The 24700-nt window shown below is 67.6% G+C and carries 23 protein-coding genes; 14 read left to right on the plus strand and 9 right to left on the minus strand.

Annotated elements, in window-relative coordinates; genetic code table 11:
- Window positions 1-95 precede the first annotated feature (95 nt).
- The 3 genes from pstC to U1872_RS01565 form a co-directional block, all read right to left on the minus strand.
- A complete protein-coding gene (gene pstC, locus U1872_RS01555; RefSeq protein WP_443025297.1) occupies window positions 96-1466 on the minus strand; it encodes a phosphate ABC transporter permease subunit PstC in 1371 nt (456 codons plus the stop codon).
- A 51-nt stretch (window positions 1467-1517) separates the two neighbouring features.
- Window positions 1518-2534, minus strand: coding sequence for a substrate-binding domain-containing protein (locus tag U1872_RS01560; RefSeq protein WP_332791803.1), 1017 nt, complete (start codon window positions 2532-2534; stop codon window positions 1518-1520).
- 124 nt (window positions 2535-2658) lie between these two features.
- Window positions 2659-3894, minus strand: a complete 1236-nt coding sequence (locus U1872_RS01565) for an ATP-binding protein (protein WP_332791116.1) — start codon at window positions 3892-3894, stop codon at window positions 2659-2661.
- A gap of 79 nt (window positions 3895-3973) precedes the next feature.
- Here U1872_RS01565 and U1872_RS01570 point away from each other — a divergent pair, with 79 nt between their 5' ends.
- Genes U1872_RS01570 through U1872_RS01585 form a run of 4 tightly spaced genes read left to right on the plus strand, consistent with a single transcriptional unit; the run spans window position 3974 to window position 6576 of the window.
- Window positions 3974-4366 (plus strand): hypothetical protein, encoded by a 393-nt coding sequence (locus U1872_RS01570; protein ID WP_332791117.1) that lies wholly within the window; start codon window positions 3974-3976, stop codon window positions 4364-4366.
- Between the two features lie 4 nt (window positions 4367-4370).
- The gene (locus U1872_RS01575; RefSeq protein WP_332791118.1) at window positions 4371-4658 is read left to right on the plus strand and encodes an HPr-rel-A system PqqD family peptide chaperone; all 288 of its coding nucleotides are present in this window, start codon (window positions 4371-4373) and stop codon (window positions 4656-4658) included.
- Window positions 4655-5515 carry an HprK-related kinase A gene (locus tag U1872_RS01580; protein ID WP_332791119.1) on the plus strand — a complete coding sequence of 287 codons (861 nt, stop codon included), beginning with the start codon at window positions 4655-4657 and terminating at the stop codon, window positions 5513-5515. Before U1872_RS01575 ends, U1872_RS01580 begins: the two co-directional genes overlap by 4 nt.
- Window positions 5500-6576 (plus strand): nucleotidyltransferase domain-containing protein, encoded by a 1077-nt coding sequence (locus U1872_RS01585; RefSeq protein ID WP_332791120.1) that lies wholly within the window; start codon window positions 5500-5502, stop codon window positions 6574-6576. Before U1872_RS01580 ends, U1872_RS01585 begins: the two co-directional genes overlap by 16 nt.
- On the opposite strand, the gene U1872_RS01590 is transcribed toward U1872_RS01585, so the two are convergent.
- Window positions 6568-7242, minus strand: coding sequence for an HAD-IA family hydrolase (locus tag U1872_RS01590; RefSeq protein ID WP_332791121.1), 675 nt, complete (start codon window positions 7240-7242; stop codon window positions 6568-6570). The genes U1872_RS01585 and U1872_RS01590 overlap by 9 nt on opposite strands.
- 62 nt (window positions 7243-7304) lie before the next feature.
- On the opposite strand from U1872_RS01590, the gene glmU reads away from it, so the two are divergent.
- The 7 genes from glmU (at window position 7305) to U1872_RS01625 (ending at window position 16022) form a co-directional block, all read left to right on the plus strand.
- A complete protein-coding gene (gene glmU / locus U1872_RS01595; protein ID WP_332791122.1) occupies window positions 7305-8654 on the plus strand; it encodes a bifunctional UDP-N-acetylglucosamine diphosphorylase/glucosamine-1-phosphate N-acetyltransferase GlmU in 1350 nt (449 codons plus the stop codon).
- A gap of 25 nt (window positions 8655-8679) precedes the next feature.
- Window positions 8680-9045, plus strand: coding sequence for a ribbon-helix-helix protein, CopG family (locus tag U1872_RS01600; protein WP_332791123.1), 366 nt, complete (start codon window positions 8680-8682; stop codon window positions 9043-9045).
- Window positions 9042-9422 (plus strand): type II toxin-antitoxin system VapC family toxin, encoded by a 381-nt coding sequence (locus U1872_RS01605; RefSeq protein WP_332791124.1) that lies wholly within the window; start codon window positions 9042-9044, stop codon window positions 9420-9422. Before U1872_RS01600 ends, U1872_RS01605 begins: the two co-directional genes overlap by 4 nt.
- 15 nt (window positions 9423-9437) lie before the next feature.
- On the plus strand, window positions 9438-11261 hold the full coding sequence (glmS, locus tag U1872_RS01610; protein WP_332791125.1) for a glutamine--fructose-6-phosphate transaminase (isomerizing): 1824 nt from the start codon (window positions 9438-9440) through the stop codon (window positions 11259-11261).
- A complete protein-coding gene (locus tag U1872_RS01615; protein WP_332791126.1) occupies window positions 11258-12148 on the plus strand; it encodes an ROK family protein in 891 nt (296 codons plus the stop codon). Before glmS ends, U1872_RS01615 begins: the two co-directional genes overlap by 4 nt.
- A 92-nt stretch (window positions 12149-12240) precedes the next feature.
- The gene (locus U1872_RS01620) at window positions 12241-14145 is read left to right on the plus strand and encodes an EAL domain-containing protein (RefSeq protein ID WP_332791127.1); all 1905 of its coding nucleotides are present in this window, start codon (window positions 12241-12243) and stop codon (window positions 14143-14145) included.
- Window positions 14145-16022 (plus strand): CHASE4 domain-containing protein, encoded by a 1878-nt coding sequence (locus U1872_RS01625; protein ID WP_332791128.1) that lies wholly within the window; start codon window positions 14145-14147, stop codon window positions 16020-16022. The genes U1872_RS01620 and U1872_RS01625 overlap by 1 nt, the downstream gene beginning before the upstream one ends.
- On the opposite strand, the gene U1872_RS01630 is transcribed toward U1872_RS01625, so the two are convergent.
- Both U1872_RS01630 and U1872_RS01635 read right to left on the minus strand, forming a co-directional pair.
- Window positions 16019-16468, minus strand: a complete 450-nt coding sequence (locus U1872_RS01630) for a vgr related protein (protein WP_332791129.1) — start codon at window positions 16466-16468, stop codon at window positions 16019-16021. The two genes, U1872_RS01625 and U1872_RS01630, sit on opposite strands and share 4 nt — an antisense overlap.
- Window positions 16465-16902, minus strand: a complete 438-nt coding sequence (locus U1872_RS01635; protein ID WP_332791130.1) for a copper chaperone PCu(A)C — start codon at window positions 16900-16902, stop codon at window positions 16465-16467. Before U1872_RS01635 ends, U1872_RS01630 begins: the two co-directional genes overlap by 4 nt.
- A 164-nt stretch (window positions 16903-17066) precedes the next feature.
- On the opposite strand from U1872_RS01635, the gene dnaK reads away from it, so the two are divergent.
- Window positions 17067-18965: a molecular chaperone DnaK gene (dnaK, locus tag U1872_RS01640; RefSeq protein ID WP_332791131.1), complete on the plus strand. Its 1899-nt coding sequence runs from the start codon at window positions 17067-17069 to the stop codon at window positions 18963-18965.
- A 139-nt stretch (window positions 18966-19104) separates the two neighbouring features.
- A complete protein-coding gene (gene dnaJ, locus U1872_RS01645; protein WP_332791132.1) occupies window positions 19105-20223 on the plus strand; it encodes a molecular chaperone DnaJ in 1119 nt (372 codons plus the stop codon).
- Here the strand turns inward: dnaJ and U1872_RS01650 are convergent.
- Complete coding sequence (locus U1872_RS01650; protein ID WP_332791133.1) at window positions 20220-21443, minus strand: cytochrome P450; 1224 nt, start codon at window positions 21441-21443, stop codon at window positions 20220-20222. The two genes, dnaJ and U1872_RS01650, sit on opposite strands and share 4 nt — an antisense overlap.
- A 392-nt stretch (window positions 21444-21835) precedes the next feature.
- Entirely contained in the window at window positions 21836-23152 is a 1317-nt protein-coding gene (gene purB, locus U1872_RS01655) for an adenylosuccinate lyase (RefSeq protein WP_332791134.1), read from the minus strand.
- A gap of 220 nt (window positions 23153-23372) precedes the next feature.
- On the opposite strand from purB, the gene U1872_RS01660 reads away from it, so the two are divergent.
- A complete protein-coding gene (locus tag U1872_RS01660) occupies window positions 23373-23822 on the plus strand; it encodes an EF-hand domain-containing protein (RefSeq protein WP_332791135.1) in 450 nt (149 codons plus the stop codon).
- 11 nt (window positions 23823-23833) lie between these two features.
- On the opposite strand, the gene radC is transcribed toward U1872_RS01660, so the two are convergent.
- Window positions 23834-24517 carry a RadC family protein gene (gene radC / locus U1872_RS01665; protein WP_332791136.1) on the minus strand — a complete coding sequence of 228 codons (684 nt, stop codon included), beginning with the start codon at window positions 24515-24517 and terminating at the stop codon, window positions 23834-23836.
- Between the last annotated feature and the right edge of the window lie 183 nt (window positions 24518-24700).

Below are 24700 nucleotides of genomic sequence, written 5' to 3' on the forward strand. Positions count from 1 at the left end.
GCCAATCGGTCGGCGCACGCTCGGCCTTGCCGCTGGCGGTGGTCGCGACACCGGGGACGAGCCCGCTCAGGGTGGGCCCAGCCTGTCCTGAAACGTCACTCATAGGCTTCGCGATACCGTTTCACGACCGTCAGCGCGACGATGTTGAGGAGCAGGGTGATGACGAACAGCGTGAGCCCGAGCGCGAAGGCAGCGAGCGTCTTGGGGCTGTCGAACTCGGCCTCGCCGGTCAGCAGGTCGACGATCTGCTTGGTGACCGTGGTCGCGCTGGCGAAGGGATTGAGCGTGAGCGTGGCGACGCCGCTGGCCGCCATCACCACGATCATCGTCTCGCCGATCGCGCGGGACACCGCGAGCAAGACGCCGCCGACGACGCCCGGCAGCGCGGCGGGGAGCAGCACGCGGCGGATCGTCTCGGACGAGGTCGCGCCCATCGCCAGGCTGCCGTCGCGCATCGCGCCGGGCACCGCGGCGAGCGAATCGTCGGCCATCGAGGAGACGAACGGGATGATCATCACCCCCATCACCAGCCCCGCCGCGAGCGCGCTTTCCGAACTCGCCCAGGTCACCCCGATCGACACCGCGAAATCGCGCACCGCCGGCGCGACCGTCAGCGCGGCGAAATAGCCGTAGACAACGGTCGGCACACCGGCGAGCACCTCGAGGATCGGCTTCATCCAGCGGCGTGCGCGCGGCGTGGCATATTGCGTGAGGTAGACCGCGCTCATCAGCCCGAACGGGATCGCGACGAGCATCGCGATCACCGCGCCGATGAAGAAGGTGCCCCAGAACAACGGCACTGCGCCGAGCGTCTTGCCCGGGTCGGCCGGGTCGATCACCTGCGGGCTCCAATGCGTGCCCAGCAGGAAGTCGCCGATCGGGACGACACTGAAGAAGCGCCACGATTCGAACAGCAGCGACGCGACGATCCCCATCGTCGTCACGATCGCGATCAGCGAGGCGGCGAGCAGGCACGCCATGGCCACGCGCTCGATCCTGCTGCGCGCGCGGAAATCGGGGCGGACGCGCGTATAGGCATAGCCGCCGGTCGCGAAGACGAGCAGCAAGGCGACGACGGTGCCGATCCAGTCGTTGCGCGCCTGCGCCGCGGCATAGGCCGGCGCGAGCTTCTGCGAGAGCGGGTTGAACGCGCCATAGCTGTTGCCCGCCGCGAGGCTGCGCGCCTCGGACAGCACCGCCGCGCGATCGAAGCCGGGCGGGGGCAGCTGCGCGGCGGCGGGGTCGCGCAGCACGCGGTCGGTGACCAGCGCGGGCGAGGTCGTTGCCCAGACGCACAGGAACAGGGCGGCGGGGAGCACCGTCCACAGCGCGACGAAGCCGCCGAAATGCGACGGCAGCGAACTGAAGCGCGCGGTGCTGCCGCGCCGGAAGCTGACGGCGCGCATCCGTGCCGTCAGCCAGCCGATCAGGCCGAGCCCCACGATGACCAGGGAAAGAGCGAGCATGGACAAGAAGAGGGTTTCGACTTCGCGTTCGAGGTAGGAAAAAGGCTTTGGTCAGAGCAGCTTGGACGGATCCAGCGAGATTTCGTCCTTGACGATCCTGGCGCTGCGCGTGCGGACGTCGTCGGGCGCGGCGATCAGCCCCTTGGCGACGAGCGGCCCCTTGGCGTCCCACGACGCGGCGTAGAGCGATAGGAACTCGCGCAGGCCCTTGATCGCGCCAAGATGCGCCTTCTTGACGTAGAGGTAGAGCGGCCGCGAGCCCGGATAGGCGCCGCGCGCGATCGTCTCGTAGGTCGGCTCGACCCCGTTGATCGGCACGCCGTTGAGCTTGTCCTTATTCTCCTCGAGATAGGAATAGCCGAAGATGCCGATCGCATTGGGGTTGGACTGGAGCTTCTGGACGATCAGATTGTCATTCTCGCCGGCGTCGACATAGGCGCCGTCCTCGCGGATCGCGGTGCACGCCTTGGCATAGCCGGCGGCATCCTTTTCCTTCATGTCGGCGAGCGCCGGCGTGATCGCATCGCACCCCTTGGCGAGGATCAGCTCGGCGAGCGCGTCGCGCGTGCCGCTGGTCGAGGGTGGCCCGTAGACCTGGATCGGGATCGCCGGGAGTGCCGGATTGACGTCCTGCCAGGTCTTGGCGGTGTTGGGCCGGCCCAGCGGCGCGGCGGCGAGCGCCTTGTAGAGATCGACCGCGGTCAGCTGGAGCTTGGGCCCGTTCTTCGATTCGGCGAAGGCGATGCCGTCGAGGCCGACCTGCACCTCGAGGATGGCGTCGACGCCATGCTGCTTGCAGGAGACATATTCGCTCGCCTTCATCCGGCGCGAGGCGTCCTCGATGTCGGGATGCGCCGCGCCGACGCCGGCGCAGAACAATTTCATGCCGGCGCCCGTGCCGGTCGATTCGATCGCGGGCGACTTCATCCCCGGCGTCTTGTTGATGAGCTGTTCGGCGATGAGCGTGGTGAACGGGAAGACGGTCGAGGAGCCGACCACGGTGATATGATCGCGCGCGCCGGCGCCGCCGCCATTGGCCTGGTCATGGCATGCCGAGAGCGCGAGCATGGCCGCGCCGCTTGCCGCAAGGACGCGTATCGTATCGATCCGGATCACTCGATTCTCCCGTCGGGCACTGGGCGGCCCCCAGTTCCGCTACCACCCCGACCGAACCGCCTGTGTGACACTCACGTTACCGTTTGATGACAGCGCCTCCCGGGGCGTGCACCGGCAGCATCACGGTCACGGTCGTCCCCGTGCCGACGACGCTGGCGACATCGAGCCGGCCGCGATGGCGCTCGACGATGTGCTTGACGATCGCGAGCCCGAGGCCGGTGCCGCCGGCGGCGCGGCTACGGCCGGGGTCGACGCGGTAGAAGCGCTCGGTCAGCCGCGGGAGATGTTCGGGCGCGATGCCGTCGCCTTCGTCGGTCACGCTGATCCGCACCATCCCGGCCGGATCGCGCCACAGCCGGATCGCGACGGGCGTGCCGGCGCGGCCGTATTTCATCGCATTGCCGACGAGGTTGTGGAGCACCTGACTGAGCTGGGCACGATCGCCGGTCACCGACGGCACGCCGAGATCGACGTCGGCGACGATGTCGGCGCTGCGCGCATGCTGCGCATCGAGCAGTTCGGAACGGACCTCGCCGATCAGCGCGCCGAGATCGACCGCGGTCGCGGGGAGGCGATATTTCTCGGCCTCGATCCGGCTGAGCGAGATGAGGTCCTCGACGAGCCGCTGCATCCGGCGGGCCTCGTCGAACATGATCTTGAGGAAGCGCCCGCGCACCTGCGGATCCTCGCCGGCCTTGTCGTCGCCGAGCGTCTCGATGTAGCCGAGGATCGAGGCGAGCGGGGTGCGCAGCTCGTGGCTGGCGTTGGCGACGAAATCGACGCGCATCCGCTCGGCGGCATAATTGCCGGTGCGATCGATCAGCTGGACGATGCGCTGCCCGCCCGAGGCGCCGCGCACGTGCATCTCCCAATGCTGGTCGAGCGTGCCGACGCCGACCAGCGTGGTCGGCTCCGATGGCGTGAGGGGGAGCGGGCTGGCGAGCCGCTCGGCGGCGCCAGGGTGGCGGATCGCCACGCGCACGTCCTCGCCGACGATATGCTTGCCGAGCAGGCCCAGCGCGACGGCATTGGCGTGGGTGACGCGCCCGTCGGCGACGATCAGCACGGGTTCGACGATCGCTTCGATCACGTCCTGCAGATCGGGTAGCGCCGAGGCGGCGAGGGTCTCGACGTGGCGCGGCGTCTCGATCGGCCCGTCGCCGGTGCCCGTCGCGACCAGCGCCGCGGCGATCCCGCCGACCAGCGTGATGAGCGCGGGCTGGAGGTCCGACTGGAGGAAAAAGACCGCGATGGCCGCCACGACGACGAGGCCGATGGCAGTGATCGTGCGAGAACCGAAACCCTGGAGCATGGCGCCGCCATAGCCTAAAGATCCTTAACCCTGATAGCGTTGCTTGCCAGCGATTTGCGAATGTGAAAGAGCGGTGACGATGAGCGACGATACGCCCGAAATGCCTAATGCGACGCGCCGCCGGGCATTGATGCTCGGTGCCGTCGGCGCCGCCGCGGTGGTGTCGATCCGCCCGGCGCTCGCCGCGACCACCGCGTCGATCTCGACCTGCGAGATTCCCGTGCCCGATCCGGGTCGCGCGGGCAGCTTCATCGCCGCCGATGGCAGCGTCGTCGCGTCGGGCACGCGCGGGGCGTTCGCGCCGCCGGGGCGGCCGTTCAAGGGCGAGGAAGTCAAGACCGCACTCGCCGGGGGGCAATTGCCGGGCACCACCTACCAGCAGAGCCGCGCCTACACCAATTACATCCGGCGGCTGCAGACGGGAACGAGCGGCTTCACCTGCTTCGCGTCGTTGCAGATGCCGCGCGGCTGAGGCCGTGGCCGCCACGGATGGCGCGCTCCGCTATCGCATGGCGCGCCCGGAAAGCCTGAAGATCGTCGCGCTCGACGCGTTCACCGCCGTCTATCATCGCAGCTCTGGCATCACCCATCTGCTCACCGCGCCTGCGCCCGAGATCCTCGCGATGCTGGGCGAGGCGGGGATGACGCGCGCGATGCTGCTCGATCGGCTCGCGACCGACTATGCGCTGGGCGATGCCGACGAGGCAGCGCTGGCCGAGCGGCTCGAGGAACTCGTCGCGACCGGGCTGGTCTGCGCGACATGAAGCATGGCTACAGCGTGCGGATCGGGCCGGTCGGGTTTCGCATCGGCTCGGACTGGCGCGCGCCGATCGCGCAGCTCGAGCAGCTCTACGCCGCCTATCCCAAGCCCGCCGATGGCGTTCCCGATTTCACCGTGCGGCTGTTCGCGGCGCGGCCGTGGCGGCGGATCGTGCGGCCGGCGGTGATGATCGGGGGCGACTACGTGCTGCCCGAGGCGGCGCCGCTGCCGCTCGCGCAGGGGCTGCTCGCCGCCGAGATGGGGATGAACCTGCAGATGGCGCTTGGGCAGCGGCGCTATCTGCTGCTCCACGCCGCAGTAGTCGAGCGCGACGGGCAGGCGCTGGTGATGACGGGCGTTTCGGGGGCCGGCAAATCGACGCTGGCGGCGTTGCTTGGGGAGCGCGGCTGGCGACTGATGGGCGACGAGTTTGCTTTGCTCGACCCCGCGACCGGGCTGATCCACGCCTTTCCGCGGCTCGTCAGCCTCAAGAATGCGAGCATCGCGACGGTCGCTGCGGAGGTCGGCGCGGAACGCTTCGGGCCGCTGCTCGAGGGCACGCCCAAGGGCACGATCCGCCATCTCGTTCCCGACGCGGCTACGGTCGCGGCGATGGACGTGCCGGCGCGTCCTGCGCTGATCCTGTTCCCGAGCTTCGGGTTCGAGGCGGCCGCGCGCGCGATGGCGCCGAGCGAGGTGTTCGTGCGGCTGACGCAGGCCTCGACCAACTATGTCGCGCTTGGCGAGCGCGGATTCGATGCGCTGACACGGCTGGTCACCACCGTGCCCGCGCGCGCGATCGACTATCCCGATACGGCGAGCGCGGTCGCGCAGGTGGAGGCGGCATGGGCGGCGCGCTAGGCGACCGCGCGCCCGACGGGCATTTGCTCGCGCGGGTTCTGCGCGTGCCCGACAGCGTGCGCGGCTTCGATGCGGCGGCGTGGACCGCCCTGCTGGCGATCGCGCGGGCCGAGCAGATGATCGGAACGCTGGCGTGGCGGCTGGGCGGCGTCGCGGTGCCGGCGGGCGTGGCGCGGATCCTCGCCGATGCGTGCGCGTCGGCCGAGCAGGGGCGGATCGCCGCTTTGTGGGAGGCCGAGGCGGCGCGCCGTGCGCTCGCGCCGCTCGGGGAGCGGCTGGTGCTGCTCAAGGGCACCGCCTTCGTTGCGGCGGGTTTGCGCGCAGGCGAGGGGCGGTCGATCGGCGATCTCGACATTCTCGTACCGCAGTCCGCGCTCGACGGCGTGGAAACGGCGTTGCTCGGGGCCGGGTGGGAGTGGGTCAAGCCCGACCCGTATGACGACGATTATTATCGCGAGTGGATGCACGAGCTCCCGCCGCTGATCCACCGCGACCGCGACCGGATGATCGACGTCCACCACACGATCCTGCCGCTGACCGCGCGCGTCACGCCCGACGCGGCGGCGTTGCTCGCCGACGCAGTAGAGGTCGCGCCGGGGCTGTGGACGTTGTCGCCCGAAGACATGATCGTCCACGCCGCCGCGCACCTGTTCGCCGATGGCGACTTGGCCGGCGGGATGCGCAACCTGTGGGACATCGATCAACTTTGCCGCGAATTCGCTGCGCAACAGTCCGATTTCTATCTTTGCGTCTACGAGCGCGCCGCGCACCATGGCTTGTCCGACGCGGTCGAGCGCGCGCTGCGCCTGTGCCACCGGCTCTACGATACGCCTGCGGTCGGTTACACGGTGCCGATCACGGTCGATCTGAACCCGCGCCGCTCGGACGCGCTGTATCTGCGCCGCATCACCGCGCGCGATGGCTGGGGCCGGGCAACGCGTCCGGTCGCGCGGATGGCCTTCTACATCCGCTCGCACTGGCTGCGGATGCCGCCGGCGATGCTCGCGCGGCATCTGTGGACCAAGTGGCGCAAGGGCGGGGCAGGGCCCGCGTCAGGCTGAGAGGCGCTCGAGCGTCGGGACAAGTTCGTCGAACGAATCGATCACCGCATCGGCGCCCATCTGCTCGACCGGTTCGAGCAGGAAGCCGAAGCTGACCGCGATGCCGGGGATCTCGGCATTCTTCGCTGCCATGATGTCATAGATCGAATCGCCGACGAAGGCGGCGGTTCCGCCGCCGCAGCGCCGGATCATCTCGTCGATCGGTGCGCGGTTGGGCTTGGACAGGCCGGGCCCCATCGTGTCGCCACCGATGATGCAGGCGAAGCGCTCGGTCAGCCCGAGATCGGCGAGCAGCGTCAGCGCGAGGCTCTCGAACTTGTTGGTTACCACCGCGCTCCTGATGCCGAGCGCGTCGAGCCGGTCGAGCGCTTCGATCACGCCGGGGAAGGGACGGGTGTGGACCGAGATGTGCGCCGCATAATAGGCCAGCATGTGCTTGTAGATCGGTCGGAAGTCTTCGGGGCTACAGCCGCCGGTCGCCTCGAGGCCCTGCGCCAGCATATGCTTTGCGCCGCCGCCGATCATGGTGCGGACCTGCGCGACTTCGAGCTGTGGGCGTCCGGCCGCCGCCAGGGCGTCGTTGACCGCCGCGGTGAGATCGCCGCTGCTGTCGACCAGCGTGCCGTCGAGGTCGAAGCCTACGAGATCGAATGAAATGTTGGTCATGTCGGCCTGTCTGTCAGCGTTGCTCTGGAAAAGGAAAGACGCTCGTGGCAGGGCATGGGTCCATGAACCGTCCCGTAGCCGCAATCGTCCTTGCCGCCGGCAAGGGCACCCGCATGAAAAGCGACCTGCACAAGGTGCTCCACCCGATCGCGGGGCGGCCGATGCTGCTCCACCTGGTCGACAGCATCGCGCAGCTCTCGCCGGCGCACACCGTCGTCGTCACCGGCGCGGGGCGCGAGCAGGTCGAGGCGGCGGTCGCGCCGCTCGGCATCGCCACCGCGCTGCAGGCCGAACAGCTCGGCACCGGCCATGCGGTGGCGCAGGCCGAGGCGGCGCTTGCCGGGTTCGATGGCGACGTGCTGATCCTGTATGGCGATGTGCCGCTGGTTTCGACCGAGACGCTGCGCGCGATGCTCGACCGGCTGAATGCGGGCGATGCGCCTGCGACGGTGGTGCTCGGCTTCCGCCCGGCGGATGCGGGCGCCTACGGCCGGATCATCGCGCATGACGGCGTGATCGAGAAGATGGTCGAGTTCAAGGATGCGACCGAGGCCGAACGCGCGGTCGACCTGTGCAATTCGGGGCTGATGGCGGTGCGCAGTGCCGATCTGTTCGCGCTGCTGGCGCGCGTCGGCAACGACAATGCGGCGGGTGAATATTATCTGCCCGACATCGTCATGCTCGCCGCCGCCGACGGCCGCCGCTCGGCAGTGATCGAGACCGACGCGCGCGAGGTCGCCGGCGTCAACAGCCGCGCCGAGCTCGCCGTGGTCGAGGCGGACTGGCAGGCGCAGCGCCGCGCGCGGGCGATGGCCGATGGCGCGACGCTGATCGCGCCCGAGACCGTCTGGTTCGCGCACGACACGCAGATCGGCCGCGACGTGCTGATCGAGCCAAACGTCGTGTTCGGCCCCGGCGTGACCGTCGCCGACGGCGTGGTCCTCCACGCCTTCAGCCATATCGAAGGCGCGAAAATCGGCGCCAAGGCAGAAGTCGGCCCGTTCGCACGCCTGCGCCCGGGCGCGGTGATGGGCGAGAAGTCGAAGATCGGCAATTTCGTCGAGATGAAGAAGGCCGTGCTCGGCGCGGGCGCGAAGGCGAGCCACCTGACCTATCTCGGCGATGCCGAGGTCGGCGCGGGCGCGAATATCGGCGCGGGGACGATCACCTGCAATTACGACGGCTTCTTCAAATACAGGACGATCATCGGCGAAGGCGCGTTCATCGGCTCCAACTCCGCGCTGGTCGCTCCGGTGACGATCGGGGCTGGCGCGATTGTCGCCGCGGGATCGGTAATCACCGCCGATGTCGCAGCCGATGCGCTGGCGCTGGTGCGGCCGCCGCAAGTCGCCAAGCCCGGATGGGCCAAGCGCTTTCGCGACGCGATGACGGCGAAGAAAGCTGGCAAGTGATATCACGATATGATATCGTAACCTCATGACCCGCATTCTTGCTGATTTGCCGGATGAAGACATCAAATGGCTCGACGCGCGCGCCGCTGAGCAAGGCAAATCGCGCGCGTCGATCCTGCGCGATGCGGTATCGGCGTATAAGGTTGAGCCGCCGGCGGCGGATTGGCTGGAGGCGGGATTCGGTCTCTGGGCCAAGCAGGGCATCGTCGTCGATCCCAAGGAATATGAGCGGCAGCGACGGGCCGAATGGACCCGCCCTTGGGATGACGATTATGAGGCGGTGAGGGCAGAGTCGCCCGACCTGTTCGATGCCGAGGATGACCGCCAGCGGCAGATCTATCTCGATATGGTCGCCGGGCGATACCCCGAACCCAAGTACCCGCCGCGGTGAGCGGCTACGCGTTCGATGCGAACATCATTATCGACGCGCTTGCCGGATACCCGCCAGCGAGCGCGGAGATACGCCGCGCGACGGAGTCCGGTTCACGGGCGTGGATGAGCCGGATGGCCTGGCTGGAAGTCCTGTCGAAAGGATCGGCCGAGTCCTTGTCGCGCGCGCGCTTGTTCCTGTCCGGTTTCGCGGTCGATGAGCTCGATATGCATATCGCGGACCGGGCCGCGGCCTTGCGCCGGGATCGTCCGACGCTGAAGTCCCTTGACGCCATCATCCTCGCGTCAGCGCAAGTTCACGGTCGCGTGCTAGTGACCCGCAACACCAAGGATTTTCCGGCGAACATGCCGGGGGTCCGTGTACCCTACACCCTCTAATTCGGACGACATTCCATGTGTGGTATCGTTGGCATCCTGAGCACCCAAGACGTTGCGGACCGTCTGCTCGACGGCCTGAAGCGGCTCGAATATCGCGGCTATGATTCGGCTGGCATCGCCACCGATTTCGACGGCGCGATCGAGCGGAGGCGCGCGTCGGGCAAGCTGATAAATCTCGCCAACGAACTCGCCGCGCATCCGCTGCCGGGCAAGACCGGCATCGCGCACACGCGCTGGGCGACGCATGGCGGGCCGACCACCAACAACGCCCACCCGCATGCGACCGGCGAGGTCGCGGTCGTCCACAATGGCATCATCGAGAATTTCAAGCCGCTGCGCGACGAACTCATCGCGCGCGGGCGAACCTTCACCAGCGAGACCGATACCGAAGTCGTCGCGCATCTTATCAGCGAGAAGGTCGAGGCCGGGCTTGCCCCCGAGGACGCGGTGCGTGACGTGCTTCCGCGCCTCCACGGCGCGTTCGCGCTCGCCATCCTGTTCCGCCAGCATCCCGACCTGCTGATCGGCGCGCGGCTCGGTTCGCCGCTTGTCGTCGGTTACGGCGAGGGCGAGATGTATCTCGGCTCCGACGCGCTCGCGCTCGCGCCGCTGACACAGCGCATCGCCTATCTCGACGAAGGCGACTGGGTCGTCCTCACCCGCGAGGGCGCGCAAGTCTATGACCGTGCCAACACGCCGGTCGAACGCGCGATCACGATCTCGGGCGTCACCGGCGACCTCGTGTCGAAGGGCAACCACAAGCATTACATGCTCAAGGAGATCTACGAGCAGCCGATCGTCGTCGCGCAGACGCTGCGCTCGTACCTCCAGCGGATGGAAGAGCGCGTCACGCTGCCGATCCCCGAGTTCGACCTGTCGACGATCAAGCGCGTTACGATCGTCGCCTGCGGGACGAGCTTCTATGCCGGCATGGTCGCCAAATACTGGTTCGAGCAGTTCGCGCGCGTGCCGGTCGACCTCGATGTCGCGTCCGAATTCCGTTACCGCGCGCCGGTGATGGAGGAGGGCGGGCTCGCGCTCTTCATCAGCCAGTCTGGCGAGACCGCCGATACGCTCGCCGCGCTGCGCCATGCCCGCGCCGAGGGGCAGATCATCGCGGTCGTCGTCAACGTGCCGACCAGCTCGATGGCGCGCGAGGCCGATCTGCTGCTGCCGACGCATGCCGGCCCCGAGATCGGCGTCGCCTCGACCAAGGCGTTCACCTGCCAGCTCGCGGTGCTGGCCGCCCTCGCCGCCAACCTCGCGCGCGCCAAGGGCAAGCTCAGCCCGGCCGAGGAGAAGATGATCGTCAAGCATCTCGCCGAAGCCCCCGCCGCGCTCAACGGCGCGCTCGCCTATGACGAGGCGATCGAGGCGATGGCGCACCACATCGCGGGTGCGCGCGACGTGCTCTATCTCGGCCGCGGCACCGACTATCCGCTGGCGCTCGAGGGGGCGCTGAAGCTCAAGGAAATCAGCTACATCCATGCCGAAGGCTATGCCGCAGGCGAGATGAAGCACGGGCCGATCGCGCTGATCGACGAGAACGTCCCCGTCATCGTCATCGCACCCTCAGGACCGCTGTTCGACAAGACCGTCAGCAACATGCAGGAAGTCCAGGCGCGCGGCGGCAAGGTCGTTTTGATCTCGGATTATGACGGCATCCAGGCGGCGGGCGACGGCTGCATGGCGACGATCACGATGCCCAAGGTCCACCCGCTGATCGCGCCGCTCGTCTATGCGGTGCCGGTGCAGCTGCTGGCGTACCATGTCGCGGTGATCAAGGGCACCGACGTCGACCAGCCGCGCAACCTCGCGAAGTCGGTGACGGTCGAGTGAGCCCACCGCTGATCGCCGGCGTCGAGCTCGGCGGGACCAAGGTCATCTGCGTTCTGGCAAGCGGCCCCAACGATGTCCGCGAGCGCGTCCAGATCCCGACGACCACGCCCGAGGAGACGCTCGGCGCGGTCGAGGACGTGCTGCGCCGGTGGTCGGGCTATGACGCGCTCGGCGTCGCCAGCTTCGGCCCGGTGTCGCTCGACCGCAGCGCTGCCGATTATGGCTTTATCACCGCGACGCCCAAGCCGGGCTGGTCCGATACCGATGTCGGGATGCGGCTGGCGAAGATCGCGGGCGTCCCGCTCGGCTTCGACAGCGACGTCAACGGTGCCGCGCTCGGCGAGGGGCGGTGGGGCGCCGCGCATGACGTCGACGATCACGCCTACATCACCGTCGGCACCGGGGTCGGCGTCGGGCTGGTGCTCGGCGGGGCGCCTGTGTCGGGGCTTACCCACAGCGAGCTTGGCCATATCCGGACGATGCGGATGGCGGGTGACAGCTGGGCGGGAAGCTGCCCGTTCCACGGCGATTGCGTCGAAGGGCTCGTATCGGGCCCGGCGATCCACGCGCGTACCGGCACGGCAGGGCAAGATTTGGCGGCGACCGACCCGGCGTGGGATACCGTCGCGCACACGCTGGCCCAGCTTTGCCATACGCTCGTCCTGACGGGAATCCCGCGGCGGATCGTGATGGGCGGCGGCGTGATCGTCGGCGTGCCGCACTTGCTGCCCGAAATCCGCAGCCGGCTGGTGGCGAGCCTCGGTGGCTATGTGGCCGCTCCGGGGCTGCTGCCGATCGACAGCTTCGTGATGCCCGCCGGACTGGGCGCGATGGCGGGGCCGCTCGGTGCAGTCCAGTTGGGTATCCTGGCACTGCCGCACGACTGAGCTTCGAGACCGTCGTTTACGACGGATTAACCACCTTGGCATACCAGTTCGCAACGGGCCTGAGCGCCCGAATGCAACGGGCGGGTGTGGACATGCGAATTATGATCGTCGACGACGAACCGGCCATGCACGACAGCTATCGGCGCAGCTTTGCGCCGGCGGCTGCCGCAGCCGGTGCGCTCGATGCGATGGCCGCAGAGCTGTTCGGCACCGCCGAAGCCATTGAACCAGCGCCCGACGCCACGATGCATTTCGCGCTGACGCATGCGATGCAGGGGCTCGACGGCGTGGCGGCGATCGAGGCGTCGATCCGCGATGGGGACCCCTATGCGGTCGCGTTCATCGACGTGCGCATGCCACCCGGGATCGACGGCAAGGAAACCGCGACGCGGATCCGCAAGCTCGACCCCGACATCAACCTCGTCATCGTCACCGGCTATTCCGATTTCTCGCCGGTCGAGATTTCCAAGGCGGCCGGGCCGGCCGACAAGATCTTCTACATCGCCAAGCCGTTCGAGGTCGCCGAGGTGACGCAGATGGCGACCGCGCTGGCGCACCGCTGGCAGGGCGACCGTGATCTCGCCGAGGCGCGCGAGACGCTCGCCGCGCAAGTCGTTCAGCTGCAGGAACAGGGCCATGAGCTCGCTGCGAACGAAAGCCGCGCGATACACATGGCGAACCACGATTCGCTGACCGAGGCGCCGAACCGGCTCGCCTTCCGCCGTGCGCTGACCGATCGGGCGCAGCGGCCCGGCCAGTTCGCGGTGGCGATGGTCGATCTCGATCGCTTCAAGCTGGTCAACGATACGCTCGGCCATCTCGCCGGCGACGAACTGATCCGCACGATCTGCGGCATTCTGCAAGACGCGGTTCCCGACGGCGGGCTGGTCGCGCGGCTCGGCGGCGACGAGTTCGGGCTGCTGTTCGACACGCCCGGTGCCGAGGCGGCGGCGATGGAATGTGCGCGGATTCTGCGTGCCTGCACCGGTACCTTCAAGGTGCTCGGCAATTCGGTCCAAGGCGGCGCCTCGTTCGGCCTGATCGTCACTGAGCACGGCGAGACGCGCGACCCGACCGATCTGATGCGCCGCGCCGATCTCGCGCTCAACGATGCCAAGCGTGACGGGCGTGGCGTCGTGCGGGTGTTCGACGAGGGGATGGACGAGAATATCCGGCTGCGCCGCGCGATCGAGGGGGGGCTCTCGCAGGCGATCGCCAAGGGCGAGCTGAGCCTGGTCTACCAGCCGATCGTCGCGCGCGGCGAGCTCGAGGTGGTCGGGTTCGAGGCGCTGCTGCGCTGGAACACCGACGCGCACGGCCCGATCAGCCCGGCGGTGTTCATCCCGATCGCCGAGGAGACCAACCTGATCCACGAGCTCGGCGACTGGGTGCTCGGCGAATCGCTCAAGGTGCTCGGCGAATGGCCCGGCCAATATGTCTCGGTCAATTTCTCGCCACGCCAGTTCCGCCGCCACAATTTCGTGGCACGGCTGGTCGAGACGGTGCAGCGCGCCGGGATCGACCCGCGCCGCGTCCAGATCGAAATCACCGAGACCGCGATCTTCGACGATGCCGACCGTGCTGCCGACACGCTCTACAAATTGCGCCAGATGGGCTTCCGCATCGCGCTCGATGATTTCGGGACGGGCTATTCGAGCCTCTACAACATTCGCAAGTTCGCGCTCGATTGCCTCAAGATCGACCGCAGCTTCATCGACGGGATGGGCCGTGAGCGCGAGAGCGCGGCGATCGTCCATTCGATCATCCATCTCGGCCATGCGCTAGGGCTCGGCGTGATAGCCGAAGGCGTCGAGACCTTGGCCCAACTCCAGGCGCTGCGCGTCGCCGGGTGCAGCCACATGCAGGGCTATTTCTTCTCGCGCCCGGTGACTCAGGCGGTGGCGCGCGACATTGCGCAGGCGCGCTACATGATCAATCCCGCCGATCCCGAAGTTGCCGACGGGGTGCTCGAACCGGGTAACGGGACACACGGCTGATGCTTGCCGGCTTCCGCGCCGCCGGATCCAGCGCTGCGTCGGGCCGGATCAGCGCGTTGCGCAATCCCAGTTCGCTGGGCGCCAAGCTCGTCCTGATCCTGATGGGCATCGGCCTGATTGGATCGGTCGCGCTGACCGCCTTGCTCGCCGCGCTGATCGTCCCGAGCTTCAACCAGCTCGAGCAGAAATCGGTCGCCGCGCATGTCGAGCGGACGCGCGCCGCGCTCGGCGATTTCGCGAGCAAGGTCGAGGGCGCGGTGCGCGATTATGGCGACTGGACGTCGAGCTACGACTATATGGCCAAGCCGACGCCCGAGTTCGAGCGCGAGAGCTTTTCGCCGCTCGCGATGGCCAATCTCAACGTCGACGGCATGGCCTATGTCGCCAATGATGGACACATCGTGATCGCGCGCTGGCGTGCCGGCCCGTCGGGCGCCGAGACGCGCGCGCGCTTCGTGACGGCGCTGGCGCGTACCGATTTCCGGCGCGTGCTCGGTCGCGCGAGCTCGGGCCATTATTATCTGCGGCTTGGGGCTGACCTGGTCGCGGTCGGCGTCGCGGTGGTGCGGCGCAGCGACGGCACGGGCGATCCGCGCGGCTATGTCCTGATGGCGCGGCAATTCACTTCGCGCGCGCTGACCGACGTGCTGCAGCTTCCCGCGACGATCGATCTCGTCAACCGGCCCGACACCGACGCGATCGTGTCGCAGCGCGAGACGATGCGGATCGCGGTGCCGATCCGCGGCGCCGATGGCCATGCCGTCGCCAGCGCGACCTTCTCGGTGCCGCGCGACCTGTCGCTGCTCGGCCAGCGCATGCTGCTGCTCGCGGTGGCGGGGTCGACGGTGTTGCTGCTGCTCGTGCTGATCATGCTGCGGCGGATGATCGCGATGCTGGTGCTGCGCCCGCTCGCCAGCGTCGAGCGCCACATGCAGGTGGTGCGCAGCTCGGGCTCGCTGGGGTTGCTCGCCGGCGAACCGCGCAAGGACGAGATCGGCTCGTTGCGCAACAGCTTCAACGCGATGCTCCAGCAGCTCAAGGATTTGCGCGAACAGCTCGAGGTGCAGAGCTTCGCGCTCGGCAAGAGCGAGAGCGCGGTCGCGGTGATGCACAATGTGCGCAACGCGCTCAACCCGATCAGCACGATCCTGAGCAAGGGGATCGCGCAGCCGCCACCGATCGATCGCACCGTGCTCGACCGTGCCGTCGCAGAGCTCGGCAGGGACGACCTGCCGGCACCACGCCGCGCCAAGCTGCTCGCCTTCATCGCCGCTGCGATCGATGCCGAGAGCAAGGACCGCGCCGATCGCCGCACCGAACTTGCGATCGGACGCGAGGCGATGAGCCATGTGCTCGAGATCATCGGCGCACAGCAGAGCGCGGCGCACGAGCGGCCCGAGGTCGAGGCGTGCGACATAACCGAGATCATCGCCAAGAATGCGACGATCGCGCGCTATTCGGGCAGCGTCTCGATCGCGTTCAGCTTCCCGGCGCATCCCTGCCATGTGCTGGCGAGCCGGATCATCCTCAGCCAGGTGATCGGCAACCTCTTCTCCAACGCCGCCGACGCGATCGCGGCGACCGGGACGGCGAGCGGCTCGATCAGCGTGACGATCGAGGAGCATGGCGAGCAGGCGGTGATCGCGATCCGCGACGATGGCGAGGGCTTTGCCGCGACCAATGCGCCGACGCTGTTCCAGCGCGGTTTCTCGACCCGGCGGCACAAGTCGGGCGGGCTCGGGCTGCACTGGTGCGCCAATTCGATGGCGGCGATGCACGGGTCGCTGCGGCTCGAAAGCGAAGGGGTGGGCAAGGGCGCGATGGCGGTGCTTACGCTGGGGCTGGCGCCGCAGCTGGGGCAGGTGCTGGCCGCCTAGAAGGGCAACAGGCTCTCATAGGTCGCCAGCGGCAGCGCGCCACGGATGAAGCCGCCACGCCGCAACACGAAGGTGTGGCGCACGATCTCGGCCTGCTGCTCGATGCCGTAGCGGTGGAGCGGGAGCCCCGGCCGGATCGCATAATCGTAGCGGCAGAACGGGTGGCGCCGCAGCGGCAGGAACAGCCCGCGCTGCGTCTGCCAGATATGCGTCAGTTCGTGGATCAGCAGGGCTTGCCCGTCGAGCGACCCGCAGGCGAAATCGTCGCGGTACAGCGTTCCCTTAGGATGAAAGTGGATGCAGCCGGTCGGCGCCATCACCGTCTCGCGCGGCTGGAAGAAGGCCCATTTTCGCTGGACGATCCGTACCGGGCGATAGTCGATCGCATCGCCGAAGATGCTGCGGGCGAGCTCGATCTCGCCCGCGGTCAAGGCGCGACCGCTCATTTTGGAGCCGGTGCGCCCGCCGCTATCGTCGGCGCGTCGAACAGGATGCGCTGATTGTTCGCGAAGGTGAAGGTCAGCGTCACCGCGCGGCCGGGCTTGATCCCGGGGTTCATGTCGAACAGCATCAGATGCTTGCCGCCGGGCGCGAAGGCGACGGTCGAGCCGGCGGGAATCGGCACGTCCTCGATCGGCTTCATCGCCGTCATGGCGCCCTCCTTCATCGATTCATGCAGTTCGTTCTTGATCGAGACCTCGCTGCTCACCGCGATCAGCGTCGTATCGGCGGTGCCGCCATGGATCGTGAAATAGGCGACCGCCGGGTGGCGCGGCACGGCGGCGAGACGGATATAGCCCTTCTCGACGGAGAGCTGCGGCGGACCGCTGCTGCAGCCGGCCAAAGCCAGGGCGGCTGCCAGAACCAACGAAATGCGCACGCAACCTTCTCCCGGTTTGGGAACAACTTGTACGCCTGTACGTGCGCGGCAATCTTGCGACAAGCGAAAGCCCCCCTATATCGCCGGAGTGAAGTGTCGCGTCGCTTATCCTAAGGGCGCGGCTGAATGGCAATTTTTTGACAGACGGGGGCCCCAGAGGACCAATGGCAAAAGTAATCGGAATCGATCTCGGCACGACCAACAGCTGCGTCTCCGTGATGGAGGGTGGCAAGCCGAAGGTGATCGAGAATGCAGAAGGCGCGCGCACCACGCCGTCGATCGTCGCGTTCGCCAAGGATGGCGAGCGGCTCGTCGGCCAGCCGGCCAAGCGCCAGGCCGTGACCAACCCTGAGAACACGATCTTCGCGGTGAAGCGCCTGATCGGCCGTCGTTTCGACGACCCGATCACCAAGAAGGACACCGAGCTGGTCCCGTACAACATCGTGCGCGGCAACAATGGCGACGCATGGGTCGGCGCCGGCGGCAAGGAATATTCGCCTTCGCAGATCTCGGCGTTCACGCTGCAGAAGATGAAGGAAACCGCCGAAGCCTATCTCGGCGAGACGGTCACGCAGGCGGTCATCACCGTTCCGGCCTACTTCAACGACGCGCAGCGCCAGGCGACCAAGGACGCCGGGCAGATCGCCGGTCTCGAAGTGCTCCGCATCATCAACGAGCCGACGGCGGCAGCGCTCGCTTATGGTCTCGACAAGGACACCAACAAGACGATCGCGGTCTATGACCTCGGCGGTGGCACCTTCGACATCTCGATCCTCGAGATCGGCGACGGCGTGTTCGAAGTGAAGGCGACCAACGGCGACACCTTCCTCGGCGGTGAGGATTTCGACAACAAGCTGCTCAACTTCCTGTCGGAAGACTTCAAGAAGGCCGAGGGCATCGACCTCACCAAGGACAAGCTGGCGCTCCAGCGTCTGAAGGAAGCGGCCGAGAAGGCGAAGATCGAGCTGTCGTCGGCTGCCACGACCGAGGTCAACCTGCCGTTCATCACGGCCGATGCGACCGGTCCGAAGCATCTCGTCAAGGCGATCTCGCGCGCCGATCTCGAGCGTCTGGTCGAGGATCTCATCCAGCGCACGCTCGAGCCGTGCAAGAAGGCGATGAAGGACGCCGGCGTCCAGGCGAGCGACATCAGCGAAGTCGTCTTGGTCGGCGGCATGACGCGCATGCCCAAGGTCCGTCAGGTCGTGAAGGACTTCTTCGGCAAGGAGCCGCATTCGGGCGTCAACCCCGATGAGGTCGTGGCGATGGGTGCGGCGATCCAGGCCGGCGTGCTGCAGGGCGACGTCAAGGACGTGCTGCTGCTCGACGTGACCCCGCTGTCGCTCGGCATCGAGACGCTGGGTGGCGTGTTCACCCGGATGATCGATCGCAACACGACGATCCCGACCAAGAAGTCGCAGACCTATTCGACCGCGGACGACAACCAGCAGGCCGTCACCATCCGCGTGTTCCAGGGCGAGCGCGAAATGGCGGCGGACAATAAGATGCTCGGCCAGTTCGATCTGGTCGGCATCCCGTCGGCGCCGCGCGGCGTGCCGCAGATCGAAGTCACCTTCGACATCGACGCCAACGGTCTCGTCAACGTGTCGGCCAAGGACAAGGGCACCGGCAAGGAGCAGCAAATCCGCATCCAGGCCTCGGGTGGCCTGTCGGATCGCGACATCGAGCAGATGGTGCGCGATGCCGAGCAGTTCGCCGAGGACGACAAGGCGCGTCGTGCAGCGGCCGAGGCGAAGAACAACGCCGAATCGCTGATCCACACGACCGAGCGTCAGCTCGCCGACAATGCCGATAAGGTCGATGCATCGCTCAAGGGCGAGATCGAAGCGGCGATCGCCGAGACAAAGACGGCTGTCGAAGGTGGCGATCCGGAGGCGATGAAGACCAAGTCGGAGGCGCTCGCGCAGGTCGCGATGAAGCTGGGCCAGGCGATCTACGAGAAGCAGGCCCAGGCCGACGCCTCGCCGGCCGCCGAAGCCGAAGCGCCCAAGGAAGACGTGGTCGACGCGGAATTCTCCGAGGTCGACGACCACAAGGCGTAAGCTAAAGTCTCCCTCTCCCCGCTGGCGGGGAGAGGGTCGGGGAGAGGGGCCGTGTCGCGCTGCAAGGCGCAACGCGGCCTCCTCATCATTCCCCTCTCCCAAACCTCTCCCGCATGTGGACGAGGCCTAGAGGCGCAAGATGAGCACCGACATCGATTTCTACGAGCTTCTGGAGTGCGAGCGGACTGCCGACGACGGCACGCTCAAATCCTCCTATCGCCGTCTCGCGATGCGCTATCACCCCGACAAGAATCCGGGCTGCGGCGACTCCGAAGAGCGTTTCAAGGCGATCAGCGAGGCGTATGACTGCCTCAAGGACCCGCAGAAGCGCGCGGCCTATGATCGCTACGGCCACGCCGCGTTCAAGCAGCAGGGCGGCGGCGGCGGTGGCGGCGCGCAGGATTTCAGCGGCTTCTCCGACATTTTCGAGAACATCTTCGGCGAATTCATGGGTGGCCAGCGCGGTGGATCGCGCGGACCCCAGCGCGGCGCGGACTTGCGCTACGACATGGAGATCACGCTCGAAGAGGCGTTCCACGGCAAGGCCAGCGACATCACGATCGATGTGTCGGGCGTGTGCGAGGTGTGCGACGGTTCGGGCGCGACCAAGGGCACGGCCGCCAAGACCTGCCAGATGTGCAAAGGCCACGGCAAGGTCCGCGCGCAGCAGGGTTTCTTCGTGGTCGAGCGGACTTGCCCGACCTGCCACGGCGCCGGCCAGACGATCGCCGATCCGTGCGGCAATTGTCACGGCGAGGGGCGCGTCGAGAAGACCAAGACGCGCACCGTCAACATCCCGCCCGGCGTCGACGAGGGCACGCGCGTGCGCCTGACCGGCGAAGGCGAGGCCGGCCTGCGCGGGGCGCCTGCGGGCGATCTCTACATTTTCCTCCATGTCGCGCGGCATCCGCTGTTCGACCGCGAGGGCACGACGTTGTTCGCGCGCACGCCGATCAGCTTCACCACCGCGGCGCTCGGTGGCGAAATCCATATCGCCGGGCCGGACGGCGTCGACCATGCGATCAAGATCCCGGCGGGCACGCAGAGCGGGCGCGAGCTGCGCCAGCGCGGCGCGGGCATGCCCGTGCTGCAGGGCCGCGGGCGCGGTGACCTGGTCATCCGCATCGAGGTCGAGACGCCGACGAGCCTGACCGCCCGCCAGCGCGAACTGCTCGAGGAGTTCCGCGCGACCGAAACCGGCAAGGAATGCCCGCAGACGAGTGGATTCTTCGCCAAGATGAAGAGCGCCTGGGGTTAAGCGACGGGCTGCGCGGTGACGTGCAGCCCGGTCGTCGAATGCGTCGAGACTTTCATGCTGACGATTGGTGCGGCGCCCGAGGCGGTAAACGCCAGGTAGCGGACCAGCCCCGAGACGATCGTCGTGATCTCGGCGGTAGCGAACCCGGCAGCGATGCACAGCCGTGGGCCCGCGCCGAACGGCAGATAGGCGCCGCGCGGGGTGGTTTGCCCGGCTTGGAAGCGGTTGGGATCGAACGTATCGGGACGGCCCCATAGCTGACGGTGGCGGTGGATCGCGAAGACCGCGATGATCACCGCCTGTCCCCGGTAGATCCGGTGCCCGAGCAACTCGGTGTCACGCGTCGCGGCGCGGACGAGCAGCGGGCCCGGCGGATAGAGCCGCAGCGCCTCCTGCACCACGGCGCGAGCGATCGGGCGGGTCGTCTGATCCTGCGCGGCCCTCGCTTCCGCGCGCACCGCCGCTTGCCATTCGGGATGGAGCGCCAGCAGGTAGAGCGCCCACGCCGCGCCGAGCGCGCTCGTTTCGAATCCTGCGATCATGAAGCCAAAGATATTGTCGGCGAGCGGGCCGCTATTCCTGAGCAAGGCAGCCAGCTGATGGTCCTCCGCCGTACCATCCGCCGCGATGTCGCGGGCGATGTGCCGAAGCCGCGCTTCGGCCTTGCTCCGTCCGGTCCGGCGCAGCCGATCCAGCCAGACGGCGGGGATGGGGGCGACTTCGAGGAGGCCGAACTTTGCGACGTCGCGCATCACCTCCGGGATGTCGGCGGCGATCGCGTCGGTATCGAAACGCTGCGCGCCCGACAGCAACGTCTCGAGCACGATTTTGACGACGACCTTGCCGATCGTTGGCTGCAGGTCGACGCTATCCCCGCACGGCCATCGCTCGGCGGCGCGGCGCACGGCGGTCGCCATGATGGGGGTATCGGCGTCGATAGCCTTCGGGCGAAAGGCCGGCGCGGCGGCACGGCGCTGTGCGGCCCAGGATTCGCCTTCGGCCGCGGCAAGGCCCGTGCCCCAGGCCCGCCGCATCAACGTCTGCAATGGGCGGTTGCGACCGAACGTCTCGCCAGTATCGAGCAAGACGTGGCGGACGGCATCGGGCTCGGCGATCACGATCGGTAAGCGCGGGCCGGGCAGTGCGTAGGACCAGTCGTCAAAGATGCTGGCCGGGATTACCCGCGCGGGGTCGGAGATCGCGTAGCGGAGCATCGCCATGACGGATGGCGCTCCGGAAGGAGATTCCAAGATCGGCACTCGGGACGGCGCGGCGATGCAGGCTTCCATAACGTCCTCACGGCTTGGGATGACGCCGGAATACGCAACTGGGCAACGCTGTACGCTAGAACCCCCACAGCCCTGGCCGCCCCGTCGTAACGAAGGGGCGGGTGGGCCGATGGGTCAGAGGATGAGAACCTCGACCACCAGCGCGACGCCTGCAACGGCAAAGAGGCCGCCAGCAAGGCTCTGAAGAATGCGCATGGTAGGTGTCTCCGATACCGGGCTTGTCCCGGCGAGGAGGCATGTGGAGATTGTTGCTTATGCGCGCAATTTTATTACGCGCATTCGCAGGTGCAGCATTTGCACGTTGAAGCGTGCAGTTTCGTCGATCAGCTGTTGCCGAACACGCGCGCGAAGATCGTGTCGATATGTTTGAGGTGATAGCCGAGGTCGAACTTGTCCTCGATCTCTGCGACCGACAGCGCTGCGGTGACCTCGGGGTCGGCCTTGAGCAGCTCCATCAGCGACAGCGCCCCGTCCGAATCCCACACCTTCATCGCGTTGCGCTGGACGAGGCGATACGAATCCTCGCGGCTGACGCCGGCCTGCGTGAGCGCGAGCAGGACGCGCTGCGAATGGACGAGGCCGCCCATCTTGTTGAGGTTCTTCTCCATCCGCGCCGGATAGATGACGAGCTTGTCCATCACGCCGGTGAGGCGCTGCAGCGCGAAGTCGAGCGTGATCGTCGCGTCGGGGCCGATGTAGCGCTCGACCGAGGAATGCGAGATGTCGCGCTCATGCCACAAGGCGACATTCTCGAGCGCGGGGGTGACGTAGCCGCGCACCATGCGGGCGAGGCCGGTGAGGTTCTCGGTCAGCACCGGGTTGCGCTTGTGCGGCATCGCCGAGGAGCCCTTCTGGCCGGGCGAGAAGAACTCTTCCGCCTCGAGCACTTCGGTGCGCTGCAGATGGCGGACTTCGGTGGCCAGTCGCTCGATCGACGAGGCGATCACGCCGAGCGTCGCGAAGAACATCGCGTGCCGGTCGCGCGGGATGACCTGCGTCGAGACGGGCTCGACGGTGAGGCCGAGCTTCTCAGCGACATGCGCTTCGACCACCGGGTCGATATTGGCGAACGTACCGACCGCGCCGGAGATCGCGCAGGTCGCGACATCCTCGCGCGCCGCCACCAGCCGCGCGCGGTTGCGCGCGAATTCGGCATGCGCCTGCGCCATCTTGAGGCCGAAGGTGACCGGCTCGGCATGGATGCCGTGGCTGCGGCCGATCGTCGGGGTCATCTTGTGCTCGCGCGCGCGGCGCTCGAGCACGACGAGCAGCGCGTCGATGTCGGCGATCAGCAGGTCGCTCGCCTGCGCCAGCTGCACCGCCAGCGCGGTGTCGAGCACGTCCGAGCTCGTCATGCCCTGGTGCATGAATCGCGCCTGGTCGCCGACATTGTCCGCGACCCAGGTGAGGAAGGCGATCACGTCATGCTTGGTCACCGCCTCGATCGCGTCGATCGCGGCGACGTCGATCACCGGGTTGGTGTTCCACCACGCCCACAGCGCCGCGGCGGCGTCCTTCGGCACGACGCCGAGCTCGGCGAGCGCGTCGGTCGCGTGCGCTTCGATCTCGAACCAGATGCGGAAGCGATTCTCCGGGGTCCAGATCGCGGTCATGTCGGGGCGGGAATAGCGGGGGACCATGGGGTTTCCTTGGAAAGCTTGAGTCGGGCAATGCTGGGTCGGGCGAGCACGGAATCGACGCGATCGTCGTCGCCGGGGGGCGTTAGCAGGGACGGGGCGCCCCTTCAAATCGACGGGCGGTGGAGCCTCGCGCGGACCGAGACGTTCTCTCTCCGAGCGTTGGTCCGCGGCGGCATGTCGTGTCCGCGTCCCGCGCTGTGCATCTTACAGGAGACGAACGATGCCGAAATTTGCTCTTCTTGCCGGCACGCTGCTGCTCGCGACGCCGGCGTTCGCCCAAGCCGCGCCGACGTCGCTGAGCGAATCGCTGTCGGCGCCGACTACGGTCGACCAGGCCGGCGCCGCGACATCGACCGATTCGGCGCTGCCCGCGACGCTGGTCGCGAAGGACGCCGCCGCCGCGACGCAGCCGATCACGGACACGAAGCAGGTCGCCGCGGTCGTGGACAAGGAGTTCACCAGCTACGACAAGGATGGCGACGGCGTGCTGAGTGCGGCCGAGTTCGACGCCTGGATGGTGGCGCTCAAGACCGCGACCGAGCCGAAGACCGAGGCGTCGTCACCCGCGACCAAGACGTGGCTCGACACCGCCTTCGCGCAGGCCGACACCGACCAGAACAGCAAGGTGTCGAAAACCGAGCTGACCGGCTTCCTGTCGCAGCCGGCGTAACGCGTGCGCCGCTACAGCAAGCCCAGTGCGCGCAGGCTCGAATGGCCGTTCGCGCCGATGATGATGTGATCGTGGAGCGCGATGTTGAGCCGCTTGCCGGCCTCCGCCACCTTGCGGGTGATGTCGATGTCGGCGCGGCTCGGGCTGGGATCGCCGCTCGGATGGTTGTGCACCAGGATGATCGCCGCCGAGCCGAGATCGATCGCGCGGCGGATCACCTCGCGGACATAAAGCGCGGCTTCGTCGATCGAGCCGTCGCTCATCACCTCGTCGCGGATCAGCATGTTGCGGGTGTTGAGGTGCAGCACGCGCACCCGCTCGGTTCCGCGGTGCGCCATGTCGGCGTGGAGATAGTCGATCAGCGCCTGCCAACTCGCGAGCACCGGTTGTGCCCTGGCCTCGACCTGAAGCAGCCGCAACGCGGTCGCCTGGACGATCTTGATCGCCGCTGCGGTCGTCTCGCCCATGCCCGACACTCGCATCAGGGCCGCCGCATCGGCGCTGAACACGCCGCCGACCCCGCCGAATTCGGCGAGCAGTGCCTTGGCCAGCGGCTTGGTGTCGCGCCGCGGAATCGCCAGCGCGAGCAGATATTCGACGAGCTCATGGTCGAGCAGCGCGTCGCCGCCCTGATCGATCAGCCGCTGGCGAAGCCGCGCGCGATGACCGGTATGGTCGGGAAGAGGCGAGCTCATCGCATAGGAATAGGGCGTGGCCTGCGGCCGCGCAACGCTCGACCATGGCCATGACGGCCACAAGAGTTGACACCCTCAAGCCACCTTCCTAAACGGCGCGTGAAGCGGGGCATGCTTCACATTCCCCGCCGTTCATCGTCGCGGTGCTGCAAGCACGGCGGCGTTTTCTTATCAGGATACACG

Source organism: Parasphingomonas frigoris, assembly GCF_036663815.1.
Classification (GTDB): Bacteria; Pseudomonadota; Alphaproteobacteria; order Sphingomonadales; family Sphingomonadaceae; genus Sphingomonas.

What these genes read in the sequence shown, in the direction of transcription:
- dnaK (WP_332791131.1), top strand. Translation starts at nt 17,067, where the DNA reads ATGGCAAAAGTAATCGGAATCGATCTCGGCACGACCAACAGCTGCGTC.
- U1872_RS01560 (WP_332791803.1), bottom strand. Translation starts at nt 2,534, where the DNA reads ATGCTCGCGCTCTCGGCATGCCATGACCAGGCCAATGGCGGCGGCGCC.
- U1872_RS01630 (WP_332791129.1), bottom strand. Translation starts at nt 16,468, where the DNA reads ATGAGCGGTCGCGCCTTGACCGCGGGCGAGATCGAGCTCGCCCGCAGC.
- radC (WP_332791136.1), bottom strand. Translation starts at nt 24,517, where the DNA reads ATGAGCTCGCCTCTTCCCGACCATACCGGTCATCGCGCGCGGCTTCGC.
- glmS (WP_332791125.1), top strand. Translation starts at nt 9,438, where the DNA reads ATGTGTGGTATCGTTGGCATCCTGAGCACCCAAGACGTTGCGGACCGT.
- U1872_RS01660 (WP_332791135.1), top strand. Translation starts at nt 23,373, where the DNA reads ATGCCGAAATTTGCTCTTCTTGCCGGCACGCTGCTGCTCGCGACGCCG.
- dnaJ (WP_332791132.1), top strand. Translation starts at nt 19,105, where the DNA reads ATGAGCACCGACATCGATTTCTACGAGCTTCTGGAGTGCGAGCGGACT.
- purB (WP_332791134.1), bottom strand. Translation starts at nt 23,152, where the DNA reads ATGGTCCCCCGCTATTCCCGCCCCGACATGACCGCGATCTGGACCCCG.
- U1872_RS01585 (WP_332791120.1), top strand. Translation starts at nt 5,500, where the DNA reads ATGGGCGGCGCGCTAGGCGACCGCGCGCCCGACGGGCATTTGCTCGCG.
- pstC (WP_443025297.1), bottom strand. Translation starts at nt 1,466, where the DNA reads ATGCTCGCTCTTTCCCTGGTCATCGTGGGGCTCGGCCTGATCGGCTGG.
- U1872_RS01625 (WP_332791128.1), top strand. Translation starts at nt 14,145, where the DNA reads ATGCTTGCCGGCTTCCGCGCCGCCGGATCCAGCGCTGCGTCGGGCCGG.
- U1872_RS01620 (WP_332791127.1), top strand. Translation starts at nt 12,241, where the DNA reads ATGCGAATTATGATCGTCGACGACGAACCGGCCATGCACGACAGCTAT.
- U1872_RS01565 (WP_332791116.1), bottom strand. Translation starts at nt 3,894, where the DNA reads ATGCTCCAGGGTTTCGGTTCTCGCACGATCACTGCCATCGGCCTCGTC.
- U1872_RS01580 (WP_332791119.1), top strand. Translation starts at nt 4,655, where the DNA reads ATGAAGCATGGCTACAGCGTGCGGATCGGGCCGGTCGGGTTTCGCATC.
- U1872_RS01650 (WP_332791133.1), bottom strand. Translation starts at nt 21,443, where the DNA reads ATGGCGATGCTCCGCTACGCGATCTCCGACCCCGCGCGGGTAATCCCG.
- U1872_RS01570 (WP_332791117.1), top strand. Translation starts at nt 3,974, where the DNA reads ATGAGCGACGATACGCCCGAAATGCCTAATGCGACGCGCCGCCGGGCA.
- glmU (WP_332791122.1), top strand. Translation starts at nt 7,305, where the DNA reads ATGAACCGTCCCGTAGCCGCAATCGTCCTTGCCGCCGGCAAGGGCACC.
- U1872_RS01590 (WP_332791121.1), bottom strand. Translation starts at nt 7,242, where the DNA reads ATGACCAACATTTCATTCGATCTCGTAGGCTTCGACCTCGACGGCACG.
- U1872_RS01600 (WP_332791123.1), top strand. Translation starts at nt 8,680, where the DNA reads ATGACCCGCATTCTTGCTGATTTGCCGGATGAAGACATCAAATGGCTC.